Here is a 19726-nt window from a genome sequence, read left to right as displayed (position 1 = left end):
AACGAAACACTCAGGTGCGCAGTCGCGGGTTCGACACGATCGAGCACAGGTCGGCGAACAGCACCAGCGTCAGGTAAGCGACGCAGAAGATCAGCGTGCAGGCCTGAACCAACGGGAAATCGCGGTTGCTGACGGCGTCGACCATCAGGCTCGCGAGGCCCGGATAGTTGAAGATCGTCTCGACGACGATCACGCCGCCGAGCAGATACGACAGGCTCAACGCGATCGCATTGGCGATCGGGCCGATCGCGTTCGGCAACGCATGGCGCAGCACGACGCGCGCGGGGCTCGCGCCCTTCAACACGGCCATCTCGACATACGACGCGCTCAGTTGCTCGATCACCGCGGCGCGCGTCATCCGCGCCATCTGCGCGATCACGACCGCGCACAGCGTCAGCACCGGCATCGCATACGCACGCAGGAAATCGTGCAGGCTTTCGATCGGGCCGCTGTACGACAGCGCGGACAGCCAGTGCAGCTTCACCGCGAACACGAGCACGGCGACCGTCGCGATCAGGAATTCCGGCGTCGCGACGAGCGACAGCGTGCCGAGGCTGATCACGCGGTCGATCGCCGACTCGCGCTTGACCGCCGCGAGGATCCCGAGCAGCAATGCGATCGGCACCGACACCGCGGTCGTGATCGCCGCCAGCGTGAGCGACTTCGGCAGGCGCCCGCCGATCAGCTCCGACACCGGCATGTCGCCGGAAAACGATCGGCCGAAGTCGCCGTGCAGCAGCCCGCCGAGCCAGTGCAGGTAACGCACGTGCGCCGGCATGTCGAGACCGAACTGCTGGCGCAGCGCGGCGACCGTCTCCGGCGTCGCCGACTGGCCGAGCGCGGCCTGCGCGGCGTCGCCCGGCAGCAGGTTCGTGATCGTGAAGATGATCGCGGACACGATCAGCAGCGTCAGCGCGGTGACCGCGATGCGCCGGCCGATCAGCCCGATGAGAATTCGGTTCATGAAGCGGCACTCCCGAAAAAACCGCGCGTGGCCGGCGCGGTGGTCCGCACCGGCCGCGCGACGGCGGCCAGCCACAACGTCATGCGTTCCACCACACGTTCTCGGCGAACGTGAAGCCCATCATCGGCCCGGTGGGGATCGAGCCGAGGCCCGCGAGCCGCTTGTCGTAGCCGTCGAGGAAGCTGATGAACGCCGGAATGCCGACCCGGCCCTGCTGCGCCACGATCACCTGCATGTCGCCGTACATCTGCTTGCGCTTCGCGTCGTCGGTTTCCGAACGCGCGGCGAGCAGCAGCTGGTCGAACTTCGCGTTCTTCCAGCCCGACTCGTTCCACGGCGCATCCGACTTGAAGAACTGCGTGAACAGCACGTCGGCGCTCGAGCGCGGGTTGATGTTGCCGAAGGTGAGCGGGTGCTTCATCCAGTGGTTCGACCAGTAGCCGTCGGGCGACGCGCGGTTGACCTGCAGGTTCAGCCCGATCTTCTGGCCGGCCTGCTGCAGCAGCACGGCCATTTCGATCGACCCGTTCGCGTCAGACGTCGCATAGATCGGCGGCAACGTGGCGCCGAGCGCGCCCGCCTTCTGCAACAGGAACTTCGCCTTGTCCGGATCGTGCGCCCGCTGCGGCAGCGACGCGTTGAAGTAGCGGTGCCCCGGCGGAATCGGCTGGTCGTTGCCGATCACCGAGTAGCCACGGAACACCGCCGTGCGGAGCTGCTCGCGATCGAACAGGTACTTCATCCCTTCGACGAAATCGGGACTCGAGACGATCGGGTTGTCGCTGCGCATGATCAGGTCGGTATAGAGACCCGACTTGGTTTCCTTCAGCGCGTAGCCCGGCGTCGACGAGACCCGCTGCGTCGAGCGCGGATCGATCGCGTTGATCAGGTGCACGTCGCCCGACAGCAGCGCGTTCAGGCGCGCGGCGCTGTCGCTGATGCCGATCAGTTCGATCTCGTCGAGATACGGCCTGCCCGGCTTGAAGTAGCTGTCGTTGCGCACGCCGACGGTCGACACGCCCGGCTTGAACGACTTCAGCTTGTACGGGCCGCAGCCGATGCCGGTCGAGAAGTCGGTCGTGCCGTCCTTGACGATCACCAATTGCGGCGTCGCGAGGATCACCGGCAGGTCCGCGTTCGCGCTGGCGAGCGTGAGCGTGACTTCGTCCGGGCCGCTCGCCTTCGCGTCCGCGAACTGTTCGGCAAGCGTCTTGACCTTCGACGCGGTGGCCGCGTTCTTGTGGCGCATCAGCGAAAACACCACGTCGGCCGGGCCGACCGGCTTGCCGTCGTGGAACGTGACGCCCTTGCGCAGCTTGATGATCCACGTCTTCGCATCGGTCGTCTGCAGCGACTCGGCGAGGTTCATCTGCGGCGTCAGGCTCGCATCGAGCTGCGTGAGGCCGCTGTAGAACATGAAGAAGCGCGTGTAGTCCGCGCCCGTCGAGCCCTTGGCCGGGTCGAGCGTATCGGCCGTCGAGCCGGCTTCGTTCGCGACCCGGATCTTGCCGCCGCGCTTCGGCGCGGGCGCGGCGAATGCAGAGCCGGGGGTCATCAGCAGTCCGCCGGCGCCGGCGGCCATCATGCCGCTCGCCGCCATGACCTTCATCATGTCGCGGCGCGTGAAGCCGCCCTTGCCGCCGTTGTCGATATCGTCGCTCATCCGAACTGCTCCTGACTGTGGAAAGTGGGGTCCTGGGTCCAGCGTGGTTCTCGAATCCCGCCGCGCCCGCTTGCTGGTGGCGGGCGCAACGTCGTACACATGCAATTCATTTAAGCATCGCCAAAATGCGGTTTGTCGCGATTCGGGCCGCCCGCACGATACGAATCGACCGTTTTGAGCGGCCCGCGCAGCATGAATTGCTGCGTGCACGCACGTGTCGCCGTTGGCCCGGCGGCGTGTCGCGGTGGTTGCCGAACCCGTGTCGATGCAGGAAATCGTAAGGCCGCGGCCGCCGCAGATTGCGCCGACAAAATTGCCCGTTCGGCATCCGGCGCGCGTTTGGCTCACGCAAACCGCACGTTTGTGTCGAATGCGTGCGCGCCTGCCCACGACGGCCGAAACGAGCGGCACGTTGCGGCAGATCGCCGCATGCCCGGGCGTCGACGGTGGGGATCGCGACGGGCCGTCGCGCAGGAAAGTTCAGAAGAATGCCGCTCGATCGGAACCGCTTGGCGGGAAGACGGGAAGAAGGCGGGACTGCCCGGAAACCGGGCGCGCGCAGCCGTCACGCAGCGAGCCGGAATACCGATACGGCGGCCCGCAGGCGCGCCGCCTGCTCGTCCAGCGACGAAGCGGCCGCAGCCGCCTGCTCGACGAGCGCGGCGTTCTGCTGGGTGACTTCGTCCATTTGCGCGACCGCCAGCCCGATCTGTTCGATGCCGGTGCTTTGCTCGGCCGATGCCGCCGAAATCTCGCCCATGATGTCGGCCACCCGGTCGATCGACCGGACGATCTCCGTCATGCGCGCGCCGGCCGTCTCGACGAGCCGGCTGCCGCTGCCGGCGCGCTCGACCGACGCGTCGATCAATCCCTTGATGTCCTTCGCGGCCGCGGCGCTGCGTTGCGCGAGCGAGCGGACTTCCGACGCGACGACGGCGAACCCGCGCCCCTCCTCGCCGGCCCGCGCGGCTTCCACCGCGGCGTTGAGCGCGAGAATGTTGGTCTGGAACGCGATGCTTTCGATGACGACGGTAATGTCGGCGATCCGCACCGATCCGTCCGAAATCTGCCGCATCGTTTCGACGACCGCCTGCACGGCCGCGCCGCCGAGTTCGGTCGCATCCTTCGCCTGGGCCACGAGCGCATGCGCCTGGCGTGCGTTGTCGGCGTTCTGTTTGACCGTGGACGTGATCTGCTCCATGCTCGCCGCCGTTTCCTGCAGCGACGCGGCCTGCTGCTCCGTGCGCTGCGACAGATCCAGGTTGCCTTGCGCGATCTCGCCGGTGCCGGTGGCGATCGAGTGGGTCGTGGTCTGGATCTCGGCGATGGTGTCGGTCAGCCGCGCCTTCATGTCGCCCAGCGCGACGAGCAGGCTGCCGGGCGCGGCGTGCGCCGTATCGAACGGCACGTCCAGTTCGCCGGCGGCGATGCGGGCGGCGATCTGCATCGCATGCGCGGGCTCGCCGCCCAGCGTGCGCCTGACGCTGCGCAGCACGCCCCATGCGATGGCCGCGAGCGCCGCGGCGATGACGACCGCGACGGCGCCCAGCACCATCGCGAGCCGGGCAAACGCCGCATTGATGTCGTCGTAGAAAAATCCCGTGCCGATCCACCAGTTCCAGTCCGGAATCGCGACCACGCCCTGCAGCTTCGGCTCCAGGTCCGCGTCGGGGCTGCGCTTGATCAGCACGTCGACGAGCGCGAAATGCGACTGCGCCATCCCCGCGCGGTACGCGTCGCTGTCGGTCAGGCCGCTGGTCGTGCGGTTGCCTTTCGCGCGCGTGCCGATGAACTTCGCGTTCGGGTGGACGAGGTTGACGCCGTCGGACGTCGTGACCCAGAAGTAGCTCTTCGAATTCGCGTTGAGCGCCGCCAGCGCGGCCTTGGCCTGCTGCTGCGCCTGCTCCTGCGTGAGCGTGCCGCTCGTCTGCATCGCGCGATACGAATCGACCAGGTGCTCGGCCTTGGTCAGCAGAATGACGATCTCGTCGCGGCGGCTGTCGATCAGCGCGTCGCGCAGCGTGTGCAGCGACAACGCGGCGAGCAGGACGACGCCGAGCAGCGCCGCGGCGACGAGCATCAGCAGTTTGGTGGACAACTTCATGCGGGGGCCTCGAAATATTAACCGTTCGGTACATATATCGGCCCGGGCGACCCCGCCCTTGAACGACTCAATATCGGTAATTACCCTCGTTTCGTACGCTGATCGAACGCGCGACGGGACGCGACAGGCTCCGACGGCATCGCGGTCAAGTCCCGTCCCGTCGCGCCGATCGATGAATCGGCCGGCGCAGGCGACTTACAGGCCAAGCTGCGTCGCCAGCTGGCCGATGTCCGACACTTCGTAATAGTTGTAGAACGGCGTGCCCGGCTCGTGACCGCGGTTCACGAACGCCTTGTGCTTGATCCCGAGATCCTCGGCCGTCATCAGGTCGTAGCGCAGGCTCGACGACACGTGCAGCACGTCCTCGGGCTTGCAGCCGAGCTTGTCGAACATGTATTCGAAGCCCTGCATCCGCGGCTTGTACGACTGCGCCTGCTGCGCGGTGAACACCGCATGGAACGGCGCGCCGAGCTTGTCGACGTTGCTCATGATCTGGTCATCCATCGCGTTCGACAGGATCACCAGCTTGTACTTCGACGCCAGCCGCGACAGCCCGGCCGGCACGTCCGGGTGCGGGCCCCACGTCGGCACCGCATGATAGAAAAGCTCGGCCTCGGCTTCGTCGAACTTCACGCCGACCCGTGCGCACGTGCGGCGGACCGCGTTGACGACGACGTCGCGGTACGGCTTCCACGCGCCGAGCACCTCGTCGAGCCTATAGGCGGCGAACGCACGCACGAAGGCCTCCATCGTGGCCGGCGACAACCGATCCGCATAGATTTCGCGCGCCGTCTCGGCCATCCGGAAATGGGTCAGCGTGCCGTAGCAGTCGAAGGTGATGTACTTCGGTTCAAACTGGATCATGGTCAGGTCCTGTCGGTGTGAAGCCCCGGCAGGGCCGGGGATGGGCTGGGTTTAACGAAATTGAATCAGGGCAAAAAGTCGTTCGCGCATCGTTCGGCGCCGCTCAAAACGCACAATCGCCGCAAGTTGCCCGGCACATGCAGCACGATCTGCGGTGCGATCGGGCGCGGCGCAGCGGGGCCGGCCGGTGGGCGCCGCGCTATCGCAGCGGGCTCGCCTACCGGTGCGGCCCTCCGGCAGGCGGCAGCGCCGCCGTGCATTCATCGCAATGTCGTTCCCACAGCAGGCGTGGTGGGATTGATCGGCCGCGCCGGCACGATCAGCGCGTTCGTCCGCGTCGATCGAACGGGTTTGCGTCGATCTCGCGGGCGCGCCCGTCACCGCCGGAAAACAGGCGAATCGTCCTATCCGCGCCGCACCCGCGCTGGCAGAGTGAATGCGTCATTTCCACCCATCCGGAGTCCGGCGTGTCCGACCTCAACCCTTCCCGCACGCTCACCTATCGCCCGTTCGCCGAAACCGACCTGCCCGCCGCCCATCGGCTGTCGGAAGCGGTCAAGTGGCCGCACCGCCTCGACGACTGGCGCTTCGCGCTCCAGCTCGGCGGCGGCTTCGTCGCCGAGGACGAATCCGGCGTCGTCGGCACCGCGCTCGGCTGGCGCTTCGACGACGCGCACGCGTCGCTCGGCATGGTGATCGTGTCGCCCGAGCGGCAGGGCCGCGGCATCGGCCGCGAACTGCTCGCGCGCGTCGTCGACAGTCTCGGCGCGCGCACGATATTCCTGCATGCGACGCCGTCCGGCGAACCGCTCTATGTGAAGTTCGGCTTCGAAGCGATCGCCACGATCGACCAGCACCAGGGCGCCGCGTTCCAGCCGCCGCTGATCTCGCTGCCGCCGGGCGAGCGCCTGCGCCCGCTCGGCACAAACGACGGGCCGCGCCTCGCGGCGCTCGCATCGCGCGCGGCAGGCTACGAGCGTGGCGCGGTGACCGATGCGCTGCTCGACGTCGCGAACGGGATCGCGCTCGATCGCGACGGCGAACTGCTCGGCTTCGCGCTGTTCCGCCGCTTCGGCCGCGGCCATGTGATCGGCCCGGTGATCGCGCCGGACGCGCTGCGCGCGCAGGCGCTGATCAGCCACTGGCTCGCGCTGCACGAAGGCATGTTCGTGCGCCTCGACGTGCCGGGCGACAGCGGGCTGTCCGACTGGCTGCAGGGGCTCGGCCTGCCGCGTGTCGATACCGTCGTCGCGATGGCGCGCGGTGCGGCGCCCGCGCGCGATCCGGCGCTGCGCGCGTTCGCGATCGTCAACCAGGCGCTCGGCTGAGCGGCACGCACGATGAGCTTCCTGTACAAGGCCGACCCGGTGCGCGGCGCGCAATGGGCACAACGCTTCGCGCAACGCGCGCCCGACCTCCCATTCCGGATCTGGCCGGATCTCGGCGATCCGCACGACGTGCGCTACCTCGCCGCGTGGCAACCGCCGGACGACCCGGTCGCGCTGCTGCCCAACCTCGAGGTCGTGTTCTCGGTCGGCGCCGGCATCGATCAGTTCGACCTGTCGCGCGTGCCCGCGCACATTCCGGTCGTGCGGATGATCGAGCCGGGCATCGTCGAAGGGATGGTCGAATACGTGACGCAGGCGGTGCTGACGATCCACCGCGACCTGTTCGACTATGCGGCGCAACAGCGCGTACAGGCATGGTCCGAGAAGCCGGTGCGCGCGGCCGCGTCGCGGCGCGTCGGCGTGCTCGGGCTCGGCACGCTCGGCCAGGCCGTGCTCGACACGCTGCGACGCTTCGGTTTCCCGTGCGCCGGCTGGAGCCGCACGCCGCGCACGCTCGACGGCATCGACTGCTACGCGGGCGACGCGGCGCTCGACGCGTTCCTGGCCCGCACCGACGTGCTGATCTGCCTGCTGCCGCTCACCGACAGCACGCGCGGCCTGCTCGGCGCACGCGTGTTCGATGCGCTGCCGGCCGGCGCGTCGCTCGTGCAGGTCGGGCGCGGCCCGCAGCTCGATGCGGCCGCGCTGCTCGCCGCGCTCGACAGCGGCCGGCTCGACAGCGCGATCCTCGACGTGACGGAGCCGGAACCGCTGCCGGCCGGCCACCCGTTCTGGACGCATCCGCGCATTCGCATCACGCCGCACATCGCGAGCGCGACGCGGCCCGACACCGCGGTCGACGCGGTGCTCGAGAACCTCGCGCGCCATCGCGCGGGACAGCCGATGATCGGCATCGTCGATCGCGCGCGCGGCTACTGACGCGTTCGCCCGGCCCGGCGGGGCGCGCAGCAGAAAATGCCGAAGCGCCCCGTGCAAACGCCGCGACCATACGTTTCGGGCGACAAATTGAAGACGCGTGCGGATTTCTCGCCCGGTAGCATGGACTCACCGCTGACACCCGACGAGAGTCCCGCCCTGCCATGAACCAAGCCGCGCTGATCGAAGCCGATCGTCAACACCTGATCCACCCCGTCGTCAACTATCGCGCGCACGAGGCGCGCGGCGTCACCGTGCTCGAATCCGCGGACGGCGTGTTCCTGCGCGACGGCGACGGCCATACGCTGCTCGATGCGTTCTCGGGCCTGTGGTGCGTGAACGTCGGCTACGGCCGCGACAGCATCGTGAAGGCCGCCGCCGAGCAGATGAAGAAGCTGCCCTACGCGACCGGCTATTTCCATTTCGGCTCGCAGCCCGCGATCGAGCTCGCCGAACGGCTCGCGGCGCTCGCGCCGCCGTCGCTGAACCGCGTGTACTTCACGCTCGGCGGCTCGGATGCGGTCGATTCCGCGGTGCGCTTCATCACGCACTATTTCAACGCGACCGGCCGCCCGTCGAAGAAGCAGATGATCGCGCTCGAGCGCGGCTATCACGGCTCGTCGTCGATCGGCGCCGGGCTCACCGCGCTGCCCGCGTTCCACCGGCATTTCGACCTGCCGCGCGCGGACCAGCACCATATTCCGTCGCCCTACCCGTATCGCCACCCGCTCGGCGACGATCCGCAGGCGCTGATCGCCGCGTCGGTCGCCGCGCTCGAAGCGAAGGTCGCGGAACTCGGCGCGGACAACGTCGCCGCGTTCTTCTGCGAGCCCGTGCAAGGCTCCGGCGGCGTGATCGTGCCGCCGCCCGGCTGGCTGAAGGCGATGCGTGACGCATGCCGGCGCCTCGGCATCCTGTTCGTCGCCGACGAGGTGATCACCGGCTTCGGCCGCACGGGCCCGCTGTTCGCGTGCGAGGCCGAACAGGTCGATCCGGACCTGATGACCGTCGCGAAGGGCTTGACCGCCGGCTACGCGCCGATGGGCGCGGTGCTGATGTCCGACGAAATCTACGAAGGCCTCGCGGGCAGCCGCGCGGAGTCGGCCGTGGTCGGTCATGGGCATACGTATTCCGCGCACCCGGTGAGCGCGGCGATCGGCCTCGAGGTGCTGAAGCTCTATCACGAAGGCGGGCTGCTCGCGAACGGCCAGGCGATGGCGCCGCGCTTCGCGGCGGGGCTCGATGCGCTGCGCGCGCATCCGCTCGTCGGCGACGCGCGCTCGGTCGGCCTGCTCGGCGCGCTCGAACTGGTGTCGGACAAGGCGCGCAAGACGCGCTTCGACGCGGCGCTGAACGTGCCCGACCGGATCGCGGCGGCCGCCTACGCGAACGGCGCGGTGTTTCGCGCATTCGGCGACGGCGTGCTCGGTTTCGCGCCGGCGCTGAGCTTCACGGCCGGCGAGTTCGACCTGCTGTTCGAACGCGTGCGCAAGACGCTCGACGATGTGCTGGCCGACGCGGGCGTGCAGCGCGCGCTCGACGCCGCGCACGCGCAGCCGGCCTGAGCCGGCCGAGGGAAAGCCGGGCTTGTGGCGGCCATCGTTCGACTCTAAAGTAACCGGACATTCCATTTTTCCGCTCTCACGTGAACATGACGGACAGCAAGCTGGATCGCATCGACCTGCGCATCCTCTCCCAGTTGCAGAAGCGCGGCCGCATGACCAACGTCGAACTGGCCGATGCGGTCGGGCTGTCGCCCAGTCCCTGCCTGATCCGCGTGAAGCGGCTCGAGAAGGCCGGCTACATCGGCGGCTACGGCGCGCACATCCAGCTCGAGAAGCTCGGCGACGTGCAGGTCGTGTTTACCGAGGTCACGCTGGCCGACCACCGCCGCGAGGACTTCGACCGCTTCGTCGCGGCGATCCGCAACGTCGACGAGATCGTCGAGTGCCATCTCGCGAGCGGTGGCTACGACTATCTGCTGAAGTTCATCACGCGCAGCGTGAGCCATTACCAGACGATCGTCGAAGGGCTGCTCGAGCAGAACATCGGCATCGAGAAGTATTTCAGCTACGTGATCATCAAGTCGCCGTTCGTCAAACGGCACTACCCGCTCGAATCGCTGTTCGGCGACCGTCACTGACTACCGCAGCGTGCGGCACCCATGAGCGTGGCAGTTCGCTGTCCGCGTGGGATAGTCGCGCGCCCGCGCCGCAGCCGCTGCCGCCGAATCGCTTCATCCAAGGACCTGTCATGCCGCTTACGCTTTCCCGACCCGAACTCGTTCGCACCGCCAACCTGATCGACGGCGCGTGGCGCGACGCGCGCGACGGCCGTCGCTTCGACGTCACCGATCCGGCCACGCTCGACACCGTGGCCCACGCCCCCGACAGCGACGCCGCCGACGCGCGCGCCGCGACCGACGCGGCGGCACGCGCGCTGCCCGCCTGGCGCGCGACGCCCGCTCGCGACCGCGCCGCGATCCTGCGCGCATGGCACGCGGCGATCGTCGCGCATACCGACGATCTGGCGAAGCTGATGTCGCGCGAACAGGGCAAGCCGCTCGCCGAAGCGCGCGGCGAAGTCGCCTACGGCGCGTCGTACGTGCAGTGGTTCGCCGAGGAAGCGACGCGCACCTACGGCGACCTGATTCCGCAGCAGCAGCGCGGCAAGCGGCTGAGTGCGGTCAAGGAGCCGATCGGCATCGTCGCCGCGATCACGCCGTGGAATTTCCCGCTCGCGATGATCGCGCGCAAGATCGCGCCCGCGCTCGCGGCCGGCTGCACGGTCGTCGCGAAGCCGGCCGAGGACACGCCGCTCACCGCGCTCGCGCTCGCCTTCCTCGCGCAGGAAGCCGGCGTGCCGCCCGGCGTGCTGAACATGATCGCCGCGTCGCGTGAGCGCGGCATCGACGCCGTGGCCGACTGGCTCGCCGACGGCCGCGTGCGCAAGATCACGTTCACCGGATCGACGCCCGTCGGCAAGCTGCTCGCACGCGAATCGGCGGCGACGCTGAAGAAGCTGTCGCTGGAGCTCGGCGGCAATGCGCCGTTCATCGTGTTCGACGATGCCGAGCTCGACGCGGCGGTCGACGGGCTGATGGCCGCCAAGTTCCGCAACGGCGGCCAGACCTGCGTGTCGCCGAACCGCGTGTACGTGCAGGCTGGCGTCTACGATGCCTTCGCCGCCAAACTCACCGCCCGTGTCGCCGCGCTGAAGGTCGCGCCGGCGACCGACCCGGCCGCGCAGATCGGCCCGATGATCAACGCACGCGCGGTCGACAAGATCGCGCGCCACGTCGGCGACGCGATCGAGCGCGGCGCACGCGTGCTCACGGGCGGCAAGCGCCTGCCCGAACTCGGGCCGAACTATTACGCGCCGACGGTGCTCGGCGACGCCGCCGCCGACATGCAGCTGACCTGCGAGGAAACCTTCGGGCCGATCGCCGCGCTGTTCAAGTTCGACACGGAAGACGAAGCCGTCGACGCCGCGAACGACACGCCGTTCGGGCTCGCCGCGTATTTCTATACGCAGGACCTGCGCCGCATCGCGCGCGTGTCGGCACGGCTCGAAACGGGCCTCGTCGGCATCAACGAAGGCGCGCTCGCGAGCGAGGCCGCGCCGTTCGGCGGCGTGAAGGAATCGGGCTACGGCCGCGAAGGCTCGCGCTACGGCCTCGACGATTACCTGTCGATCAAGTACCTGTGCCAGGGCGGGCTCGACTGAAGCCGCGCCGCCGCCGTCATCCGCGGCGGTTATGCAATCGTCACGCAGTCGTGGCGCGCCGCTGCCGGCGCGCCCCGCTCGCACACGTTTGCGGTGCCTGCGCGCAGTCAGCGCCTCGCATGCCAGCCTCGATTTCCGGGCACACCTGCCGTTAACCCGGATTTGACCAGCGCCGCTGCCGTCGCAGCCCGCTTCCCGTACGAGCGCGAGCCATGCCTGCATCCCCTTCGATCGAGAAAATTGCCGACTGGGCCGGCCGCCACCATCTGATCGTCGGTGTGCTGGGCACGCTGATGTCGGTCGCGGCGCTCGGCATCAGCGCGGTGACGCTGTGGGCCGCGCGAAACGAAGTCGTCGAACATGCGCACGAGACGTCGCGCAATGTCGCGGCCGTCCTCGTCAGCGAGATCGCGCGCACCGTCGAAACGTCCAACAACGCGCTCGTGTCGCTCGCCGCCGATCTCGGCAACCCCGCCATCGTGCGCCTGAAGGCCGGGTTGCGTCACGACGTGCTGTTCGAGCGCACGGCCGCGCAATACGTGACCGGCATGGGCGTGACGGACCGCTACGGGCGGCTGATCGACGGTTGTTGCGGCCCGACCCACAACTGGGACTTCAGCGATCGCGACTACTTCAAGGTCCAACGCGATTCGGACAACGTCGGCCTCTACGTATCCGAGGCATACCGCGCGCGTTCGCGCGGCGGCACCGAATCGATCGCGCTGTCGCGGCGCATCGAACGGCCGGATCACGCGTTCAACGGGATCGCGGTGGTCGCCGTCGATCTCGCCTACTTCGATCAGCTGCTGTCTCGGTTGAACGTCGGACCGCACGGCGTCAGCGCGATCCTGCGCGCGGACGGCACGATCCTCGCGCGCAATCCACCGTTGAGCGATCACCAGATGGTGCGCCTGCGCCGGTCGAAATCGTTCGAGCGGATGGTGAGCCGCGAAGCGGGCTTCTATGCCGCGCGCTCGAGCATCGACGGGACGTTGCGGCTCTACACGTACCAGCGGGTACCCGGCACGCCGCTGATCGCCGTGGTCGCGCCGGCCGAGCGCGACGTGCTGGCCGGCATCTCGCATCTGGCGTGGACGGTCGGCGTGTCGGCGTCCGTCATCGGCGCGCTGTTCTGCGCGGTGGTGTGGCTGCTTGCCTTCGCGCTGCGCGACAACCTGCGCAAGCAGACGCTGCTCACGGACCTCACGCGCACCGATCCGCTGACGGGCCTGCACAACCGGCGCGCGCTCGACGCCGCGCTCGCCGACGAATGGGAACGGCTGCAGCGCGGCAGCGACGGCAGCCTGTCAGTGCTGTTCATCGACGCCGATCACTTCAAGCAGTACAACGACCGCTACGGCCATGCGCAAGGCGACACCGCGCTGCGCTTTCTTGCCGAATGCATCCGCGCGCATACGCGACGGCGCGGCGATCTCGCCGCACGTTACGGCGGCGAGGAATTCGTCGCGGTGTTGCCCGACACGGACGAACACGGTGCCCGGCAAGTCGCCGAAGCGATTCGCCACGCCGTGGAGCGCAACCAGCTCGACGGGTTCGACGCGACGATGCCGGCCTTCACGGTCAGCATCGGCTGCGCGACCGGCCATCGCGCGCGGCCGCCGTCCGTGCATGCGCTGACGCATCAGGCCGACCTCGCCCTCTATGCGGCCAAGCGCCAGGGCAGAAACCGCGTGTGCGTCGCCGACGTGGAATCGCTCGCCCAACCGGCGTGAGTGCCGCGGTTCCGGTCTCCTGATTCGACAATGCACGCATGCTCGGCTCGCGCATCGCCGTCCACCATCGGGCTGCACCGACGATCGAATCGGTCCGTCCGGCATGTTCAGCATCACGAATTCACCAAATAGTGAGAATTCGCGCGCGTCGACCGCGACCCGCAACAAATCCTTAACCGCCACGTCACGATCGCCCACGACAATCCGCCATCTTCGACCCTCAGGATGGAGTCTTGCATGTTGGTATCACGGAGCCGTTTCCCGCTGCACGTCGCAGCGCTGTCGAGTGCGTTCGTCCTGGTCGCCTGCGGCGGCGGTGACGACGTCGCGTCGACGAACCCGACCATCGCGGCCGTTCCGGCGCCGCCGGCGGACCCGGGCTTCGTCGACAGCGCCCCCGTGCCGAGCGTGCCGGCCTTCGTCGACAACATCGCGACCAACCAGCGCGGCGACGCACGCTATGCCACGCTGTCGACCAACGCGGCCGTGCGCGTGGTGAGCCGCTTCCTCGACCTGTGGCAGCCGTCGACGATGCTGGTCGATGCGGGCGTGACCGCGCCGGCCAACGGCGCGTTTCCGGCGATCTCGCCGTCGACCTGCTCCGGCCTGCCCGGCAGCGGCACGCCGTGCGGCACGATCCTGAACGACACCGTGCTGTCGGCGAATGTGCAGTACGTGGTCAACGCAACGACCGCGCGCACGCAGCAGCAGGCCGACGCCGCCTACTTCGACGACCGGCGCGGCAAGGGCTATAGCGTGACCGACGGCATGGGCCCGCTCACCAGCGCGTGGCGCACGGCCGCTCAGCAGACCACCAGCATCACCAGCGTGCCCGCCGACGCGACGACGGTGCTGTACAACGACGCCGGCAACAACGTCGGCGTCGGCAGCAGCGCGAACGCGAGCTTCGGCAAGGTCGTCGATCTGCTCAACGAAATGGGCAACAACGCGTCGACCGAACCCTCGAAGCGCTTCTACAAGTACGCGCGGCCGTATCGCTGGAGTTCGAGCGTCGTCGTCGCGCCGACGCTCGTCCCGGCCGAAAGCACGACGCCCGCGACCGACGGCGGCTTCATCAGCGGCCACCAGGCCGAAGCGATGCGCGATGCGATGACGATGGCATGGCTCGTGCCGGAGCGATTCCAGGAGATGGTGAGCCGCGGCCTCGAACTGGGCGAGAACCGGATTCTCGCCGGCATGCACTCGCCGCTCGACGTGATCGGCGGCCGCATGCTCGCGCTGGCGGTCAGCGCGGCGAACCTGAGCGCGTATGCGAGCGATGCGCAGGCCGCGTACAGCCAGGCCCACCAGGCGCTGCAGCAGCTCACGGGGACGACCGGCACGACGTTCGCCGACTTCGCGCACTCGGGCACGACGGCCAACGACCGGTTCGCCGATTACACGGCGAACAAGACGGCCTTCGCGCGCCGCCTGACATACGGCTTCGGCGCGATCGAGTCGACCGACGCACCGCCCGTCGTACCGAAAGGCGCGGAGATCCTGCTGCAGACGCGCTTCCCGTACCTGAGCGCCGACCAGCGGCGCGTCGTGCTGAAGACGACCGAGCTGCAGTCCGGCTACCCGGTGATGGACGACGCGGAAGGCTGGGGCCGCCTGAACCTGTTCGCCGCGGCCGACGGCTATGGCGCGTTCAACGGCAACGTGATCGTGTCGATGGACGCGTCGCAGGGCGGACTCAACGCGGCCGACCAGTGGCGCAACGACATCGCCGGCGCCGGCAAGCTGACGCTGCAAGGCACCGGCACGCTGACGCTGGCGGGCAACAATCGCTATGCGGGCGGCACGCAGGTCGGCGGCGGCACGCTCGCCGCGGCATCCGCGTCGGCGTTCGGCAACGGCGACGTGTACGTCGGCGCCGGCGGTAGCATCAGGATTGCGGCGAGCGCGCCCGTCACGATCGCGACGCGCTATACGCAGCTCGACAACACGACGCTCGAACTCGACATCGACGGCAACGGCGGCGGGCGGCTGCGCGTGGGCGGCCAATTGACCGTCGCAGGCGGCACGCTGCACGTGAAGTTCGTGAACGGCTATGCGCCGAAGGCCGGCGATACGATCGCGCTGATCGACGGCGCGGCGGGCGCGGCGAAGTTCTCGACGGTCACGGTCGACGGCTTCAAGGCGACGCCGGTTTATACGGCGACGGGCGTGTCGGTGAGGTTGTCCGCGTCGTGATCGCCGCGCGGCGCGTGCGACGTCGCTTTCATCGCGTCAAACGCGTCGAACGCGTTGTCGCGACCTCGCGGCGCACCGTGCAGGCATTCGCGTCAACGTGGATCGAGGCCGCTGCGTTGCAGGATCGCGGCGGCCGGCGCGGTCTTCAGAAAGGCCACGAACGCGCGTGACGCGTCGGCGGCCCGTGCATCCACGGCAATGGCGGACGCAATCACGCTCGTCTTCTGCACGTCGGCCGGCAGCGGGCCCGCGAAGTCGATGCCGGGCGTCACTTTCAATTCGCTGACCTGCTGCAGGCCGAGCTCCGCGTCGCCGCGCGCGAGCGCGGTGCCGACCAGCTCCTTGCCGCGCACGAGCACGCTCTTCGATTTCATCTGCTCGGCGACGCCGAGTTTCTCGAACAGCACGCCGACGATGTAGGTCCCGCTCGCACCTTCGGAGAACGCGACCGAACGCGCGTCCAACAGCGCGCGGCGCAACGCGTCGACCGTGCCGACCTCGGGCACGGCCACGCCGTGGCGCACCGCGACGCCGATGCCGGTCGCCGCGATGTCTTCGAGCGTCGCCCGGTCGAACCTGCCGGCGTCGACTTCCCGCTCCAGCGCGGGCTTGATCATGAAGCAGACGTCGACGGGTTCGCCATTGCGCACGCGCATCGGCAGGGCCTCCGGCGACGTGCCGTACGACGGCCCCCATTCAATCTTCAGATGGTGCCCGGACGATTGCTCGAACGCGGGCGCCAGTCGTGCGAACGCGCCGTGCAACGCGCCCGTCGCCAGCACGTGTATGTCGTCCGCGTGCGCGGCCGCAGGCGCTGCGCCGAGCGCGATCCACGCGGCGGCGGCGAGCGCTGCCCGCCAGTTTGTCCGGTTCTTCATGCATGCTCCTTGTGGTTGACTTGAAAGCGGCGTTTGCCGCGCGGCGCGGCTCCGCGCGCGTGCTTTGACAAAGACCTGATGAACCTGTATTTCTATGCCGCATGCGTGACTCCCACCCTTCCCGTTCGCCCGCCACGGCCACGCGCGCTCCGTCGTCGACGGTGTCCAACCGCTCGCTGGAACGCGGGCTCGACGTGCTGCGCGCGTTCGGCTCCGGCGCGACCCTGCTCGGCAACGGCGATCTCGTCGAACTCACCGGTCTGCCGAAGGCCACGGTCACGCGGCTGGCGCGCACGCTCGTCGAAGCCGGCTATCTCGAACACGATCCCGTGCACCGCGGCTACCGGCTCGGACTGCCGGTGCTCGGTCTCGCGCATGCGCTCAGGAGCGGCTCGACGGTGCTGCAGGCCGCCGCCCCGCGCTTGCGCGAGACGGCCCAGTCGCTGCACATCAACGTCGGCATCGCAGGCCCTGATCGCGACGACATGGTCTACCTGGAGTCGATCCGCTACAGCCCGCGCGCGTCGCTTCGCACCGTCGTCAGCGGCCAGCGCGTGCCGATGGCGCTGACCTCGCTCGGCCGCGCGTTTCTTGCGTCGCTGCCGGAGGCCGACCAGGCGCGGCAACTCGCCGAGCTCAAACGGCATCGCACTTCATGGCCGCGCATCCGTGCCGAGATCGACGAGGCCGTCGCATCGGTGCGCGCGCAAGGGTTCTGCGTCGCCAGCTGGCAGCCCGAAGTCGTCGCGCTCGCGACCCCGCTCGAAATCGCGGGCCACCGCACGCTCGCGCTCAATTTCAGCGTGCGCACGCTCGATGCGCCGTCAACCGTCGCCGCGCGCCTGTCGTCGGCGCTGCTGGCCTTGCGCGACGACATCGTCGCCGCGACGCTGCGCCTCGACAGCTGACGCGACGACGAATCGCTTGCGCAGGCGTCAGCGTTCGCGAATCGCGCGGGCCGGAATGCCGAGCACGACCGCGAGCCCGCCGAGCACCGACACGATCGCGACCGTGTAGAGGCCGATCGCGCTGCTGCCGAAGTGCGTCGACGTGTAGCCGATCACCGACGGCGCCGCGATGCCGCCGAACTGGCCGAGACTGCTGATCAGGCCGATCCCGCTCGCGGCCACGGTGCTCGACAGATACGCGGGCGGAATCGTCCAGAACAGCGACAGCATCCCGAGATAGCCGGCCGTCGCGATGCAGAGGAGTACGATGAGTGCCGTCGGCTGCGATGCGGCGGCCGGTAACAGCGCGACGCCCAGCGCGGCCATCACGGCGCTGCCCATGAAATGCCAGCGCCGTTCGAGCTTGCGGTCGGAATGCCGGCCGAGCAGATACATCGCGACCGCGCCGAACACGTATGGGATCGCCGACAGCAGCCCGATGGTCCAGAAGTTCGTGATGCCGCTCTTGCGGATCACGCTCGGCGCCCACACGTGCACGACGATGCTCGCCCACGGCACGCTGAAATACGCGAACGTCAGGAAATAGAACTTCGGCTCCTTCAGCGCATCCCAGATCGAGCCGTGCGCGTGCGATGCCTTCAGCGCCGCATCGTGTTCGAGTTCGCGCAGCAGCAGCGCCTTCTCGTCGTCGCTCAGCCATGTCGCCTGCTCCGGACGATCGGTCAGATACAGGTAGGCGAACAGGCCGGCCACGACCGACGGCAATCCTTCGATCACGAAGAGCCACTGCCAGCCTTTCAGGTGCAGCGCGCCCGACAAGTTGTTCAGGATGAAACCGGACACCGGGCCGCTGACGATGCCCGATACGCAGATCGCCGTCATGAACAGCGCGGTGACGCGTGCGCGGCGCGCCGACGGGAACCAGTACGTGAAATACAGGATGATGCCGGGGAAGAAACCGGCCTCCGCGACGCCGAGCAGCACGCGTGCGATGTAGAACTGCGTGGGCGTCTGCACGAACGCGGTACCCGCCGATACGAGCCCCCACAACGCCATGATCCGCATCAGCGTCTTGCGCACGCCGACCCGCGCGAGCCACAGGTTGCTCGGCACCTCGAACAGCATGTAACCGGCGTAGAACAGGCCGACGCCCAAGCCGAACGCCGCTTCGGTCAGCCCGATGTCCCGCGAGAACTGCAGATGGGCGAAGCCGATGTTGGCGCGATCGATATACGCGAACACGTAGCAGACGAACAGGAACGGCAATAGCCGCCGCGTGACCTTCGCATATACCGCGTCGAGTGCCGGCCGATCGGCGACGCTTCGCTCGAGCGGTTCCGTTGCAATGGCGTGTTGCATCTTGTCTCCAGTCTTGTTGATCGCACCGCGACGCCGAATCGGTGTTTTGTTTTCACCTGTCGCGGTGAAATCGATTATCGGCGGCTGGCGGCGAGCCGCAACCGCGCTGTTTCACTGGATGAAACAACGACAGGCCACCTGACAGTTTCATTCAGTGAAACCGTGCCGATGGCAGCCGCGTGGGGCCGCGCTACGCTTGCAGCAACCGGATCGGCCTCGCGCCACGCGCCGCCGGTTCATCGCACCGCTTTCGTTTCCCACGCAGGAAGAGATCATGCAAACCATCGACGTCACGATTCAATCGAACATCGCGACCCTGACCCTGAACCGCCCCGACAAGCGCAACGCCGTCAGCGACGCGATGCGCGCGGAGCTCACCGAAGCGCTCGATTCGCTCGCCCGCGCGCCGGAAGTGCGCGCGGTCATCGTCACCGGCAGCGGCAAGGGGTTCTGCGCGGGCGGCGACATCGCCGGGATGGCGCAGCGCATGGACGCGCCGGCCGACGAGGTCGCGTTCAACGGCTGGTCGCGCCAGCAACGCGTCCATCATGCCGTTTCGCTGCTGCACACGATGCCGAAGCCGACGATCGCGGCCGTCAACGGCGCCGCGGCCGGGCTCGGCGCCGACATGGCGCTGTCGTGCGATTTCGTGATCGCGTCGGAAGCGGCGACGTTCGTGTGGAGCTACATCAAGCGCGGGTTGATTCCCGACGGCGGCGGCCTGTATTTCCTGCCGCGGCGCGTGGGGCTCGCCGCCGCCAAGGACCTGATCTTCAGCGGCCGCCAGGTCGACGCGCGCGAGGCACGCGAACTCGGTATCGCCGACCGGATCAGCCCGCCCGACACGCTGCTCGCCGACGCCACCGCGTGGGCGAGCGAACTGATCCAGGGCTCGCCCACCGCGCTCGCGCTCGGCAAGGCGATCCTGAACCAGAGCTACGAGCTGTCGGCGCCGCAAGTACTGTCGCAAGGCAGCCAGGCGCAGGCGATCTGCTACACGAGCCGCGAGCACCGCGATGCCGTGCGCGCCTTCCTCGACAACGTGCGCTGAGCGCCGCCAGGAACTT

15 protein-coding genes are annotated in these 19726 nt (G+C 68.5%); 9 read left to right on the top strand and 6 right to left on the bottom strand.

The window, feature by feature from the left end:
* Nucleotides 1-10: 10 nt before the first annotated feature.
* The 4 genes from ACVK00_RS26630 to ACVK00_RS26615 all read right to left on the bottom strand — a co-directional run bounded on the left by ACVK00_RS26630 (nt 11) and on the right by ACVK00_RS26615 (nt 5595).
* Nucleotides 11-964, bottom strand: a complete 954-nt coding sequence (locus ACVK00_RS26630) for an ABC transporter permease (protein WP_012372394.1) — start codon at nt 962-964, stop codon at nt 11-13.
* 79 nt (nt 965-1043) lie between these two features.
* The gene (locus ACVK00_RS26625; RefSeq protein ID WP_284894156.1) at nt 1044-2627 is read right to left on the bottom strand and encodes an ABC transporter substrate-binding protein; all 1584 of its coding nucleotides are present in this window, start codon (nt 2625-2627) and stop codon (nt 1044-1046) included.
* Nucleotides 2628-3192: 565 nt separating this feature from the next.
* Nucleotides 3193-4731 carry a methyl-accepting chemotaxis protein gene (locus tag ACVK00_RS26620; protein ID WP_284894155.1) on the bottom strand — a complete coding sequence of 513 codons (1539 nt, stop codon included), beginning with the start codon at nt 4729-4731 and terminating at the stop codon, nt 3193-3195.
* A 195-nt stretch (nt 4732-4926) separates the two neighbouring features.
* Entirely contained in the window at nt 4927-5595 is a 669-nt protein-coding gene (locus tag ACVK00_RS26615; RefSeq protein ID WP_006749698.1) for a haloacid dehalogenase type II, read from the bottom strand.
* Nucleotides 5596-6062: 467 nt separating this feature from the next.
* Between ACVK00_RS26615 and ACVK00_RS26610 the strand changes: the two genes are divergently transcribed.
* The 7 genes from ACVK00_RS26610 (at nt 6063) to ACVK00_RS26580 (ending at nt 15514) form a co-directional block, all read left to right on the top strand.
* The gene (locus ACVK00_RS26610) at nt 6063-6923 is read left to right on the top strand and encodes a GNAT family N-acetyltransferase (RefSeq protein WP_284894154.1); all 861 of its coding nucleotides are present in this window, start codon (nt 6063-6065) and stop codon (nt 6921-6923) included.
* A 12-nt stretch (nt 6924-6935) separates the two neighbouring features.
* Nucleotides 6936-7862 carry a 2-hydroxyacid dehydrogenase gene (locus tag ACVK00_RS26605; RefSeq protein WP_284894153.1) on the top strand — a complete coding sequence of 309 codons (927 nt, stop codon included), beginning with the start codon at nt 6936-6938 and terminating at the stop codon, nt 7860-7862.
* Between the two features lie 161 nt (nt 7863-8023).
* Nucleotides 8024-9424, top strand: a complete 1401-nt coding sequence (locus ACVK00_RS26600) for an aspartate aminotransferase family protein (RefSeq protein WP_284894152.1) — start codon at nt 8024-8026, stop codon at nt 9422-9424.
* Nucleotides 9425-9510: 86 nt separating this feature from the next.
* A complete protein-coding gene (locus ACVK00_RS26595; protein WP_034191873.1) occupies nt 9511-10002 on the top strand; it encodes an Lrp/AsnC family transcriptional regulator in 492 nt (163 codons plus the stop codon).
* Between the two features lie 110 nt (nt 10003-10112).
* Nucleotides 10113-11585: an NAD-dependent succinate-semialdehyde dehydrogenase gene (locus tag ACVK00_RS26590; RefSeq protein ID WP_284894151.1), complete on the top strand. Its 1473-nt coding sequence runs from the start codon at nt 10113-10115 to the stop codon at nt 11583-11585.
* Nucleotides 11586-11797: 212 nt separating this feature from the next.
* Nucleotides 11798-13318 carry a GGDEF domain-containing protein gene (locus ACVK00_RS26585; protein WP_284894149.1) on the top strand — a complete coding sequence of 507 codons (1521 nt, stop codon included), beginning with the start codon at nt 11798-11800 and terminating at the stop codon, nt 13316-13318.
* Between the two features lie 237 nt (nt 13319-13555).
* Nucleotides 13556-15514, top strand: coding sequence for a phosphatase PAP2 family protein (locus tag ACVK00_RS26580; protein WP_284894148.1), 1959 nt, complete (start codon nt 13556-13558; stop codon nt 15512-15514).
* Nucleotides 15515-15606: 92 nt separating this feature from the next.
* Here ACVK00_RS26580 and ACVK00_RS26575 read toward each other — a convergent pair whose 3' ends face one another.
* Nucleotides 15607-16392 carry a substrate-binding domain-containing protein gene (locus tag ACVK00_RS26575; protein ID WP_284894147.1) on the bottom strand — a complete coding sequence of 262 codons (786 nt, stop codon included), beginning with the start codon at nt 16390-16392 and terminating at the stop codon, nt 15607-15609.
* A gap of 101 nt (nt 16393-16493) precedes the next feature.
* Between ACVK00_RS26575 and ACVK00_RS26570 the strand changes: the two genes are divergently transcribed.
* Nucleotides 16494-17300: an IclR family transcriptional regulator gene (locus ACVK00_RS26570; RefSeq protein WP_284894146.1), complete on the top strand. Its 807-nt coding sequence runs from the start codon at nt 16494-16496 to the stop codon at nt 17298-17300.
* Between the two features lie 27 nt (nt 17301-17327).
* Here ACVK00_RS26570 and ACVK00_RS26565 read toward each other — a convergent pair whose 3' ends face one another.
* Nucleotides 17328-18659, bottom strand: coding sequence for an MFS transporter (locus ACVK00_RS26565; protein ID WP_228910161.1), 1332 nt, complete (start codon nt 18657-18659; stop codon nt 17328-17330).
* Between the two features lie 274 nt (nt 18660-18933).
* On the opposite strand from ACVK00_RS26565, the gene ACVK00_RS26560 reads away from it, so the two are divergent.
* Nucleotides 18934-19710 carry an enoyl-CoA hydratase/isomerase family protein gene (locus ACVK00_RS26560; protein WP_284894145.1) on the top strand — a complete coding sequence of 259 codons (777 nt, stop codon included), beginning with the start codon at nt 18934-18936 and terminating at the stop codon, nt 19708-19710.
* Nucleotides 19711-19726 lie beyond the last annotated feature (16 nt).

Source organism: Burkholderia sp. PvR073 (assembly GCF_054055695.1).
Note: the sequence above shows the minus strand (reverse complement) of the source record. Positions and strands in the feature narration are given on the sequence as shown.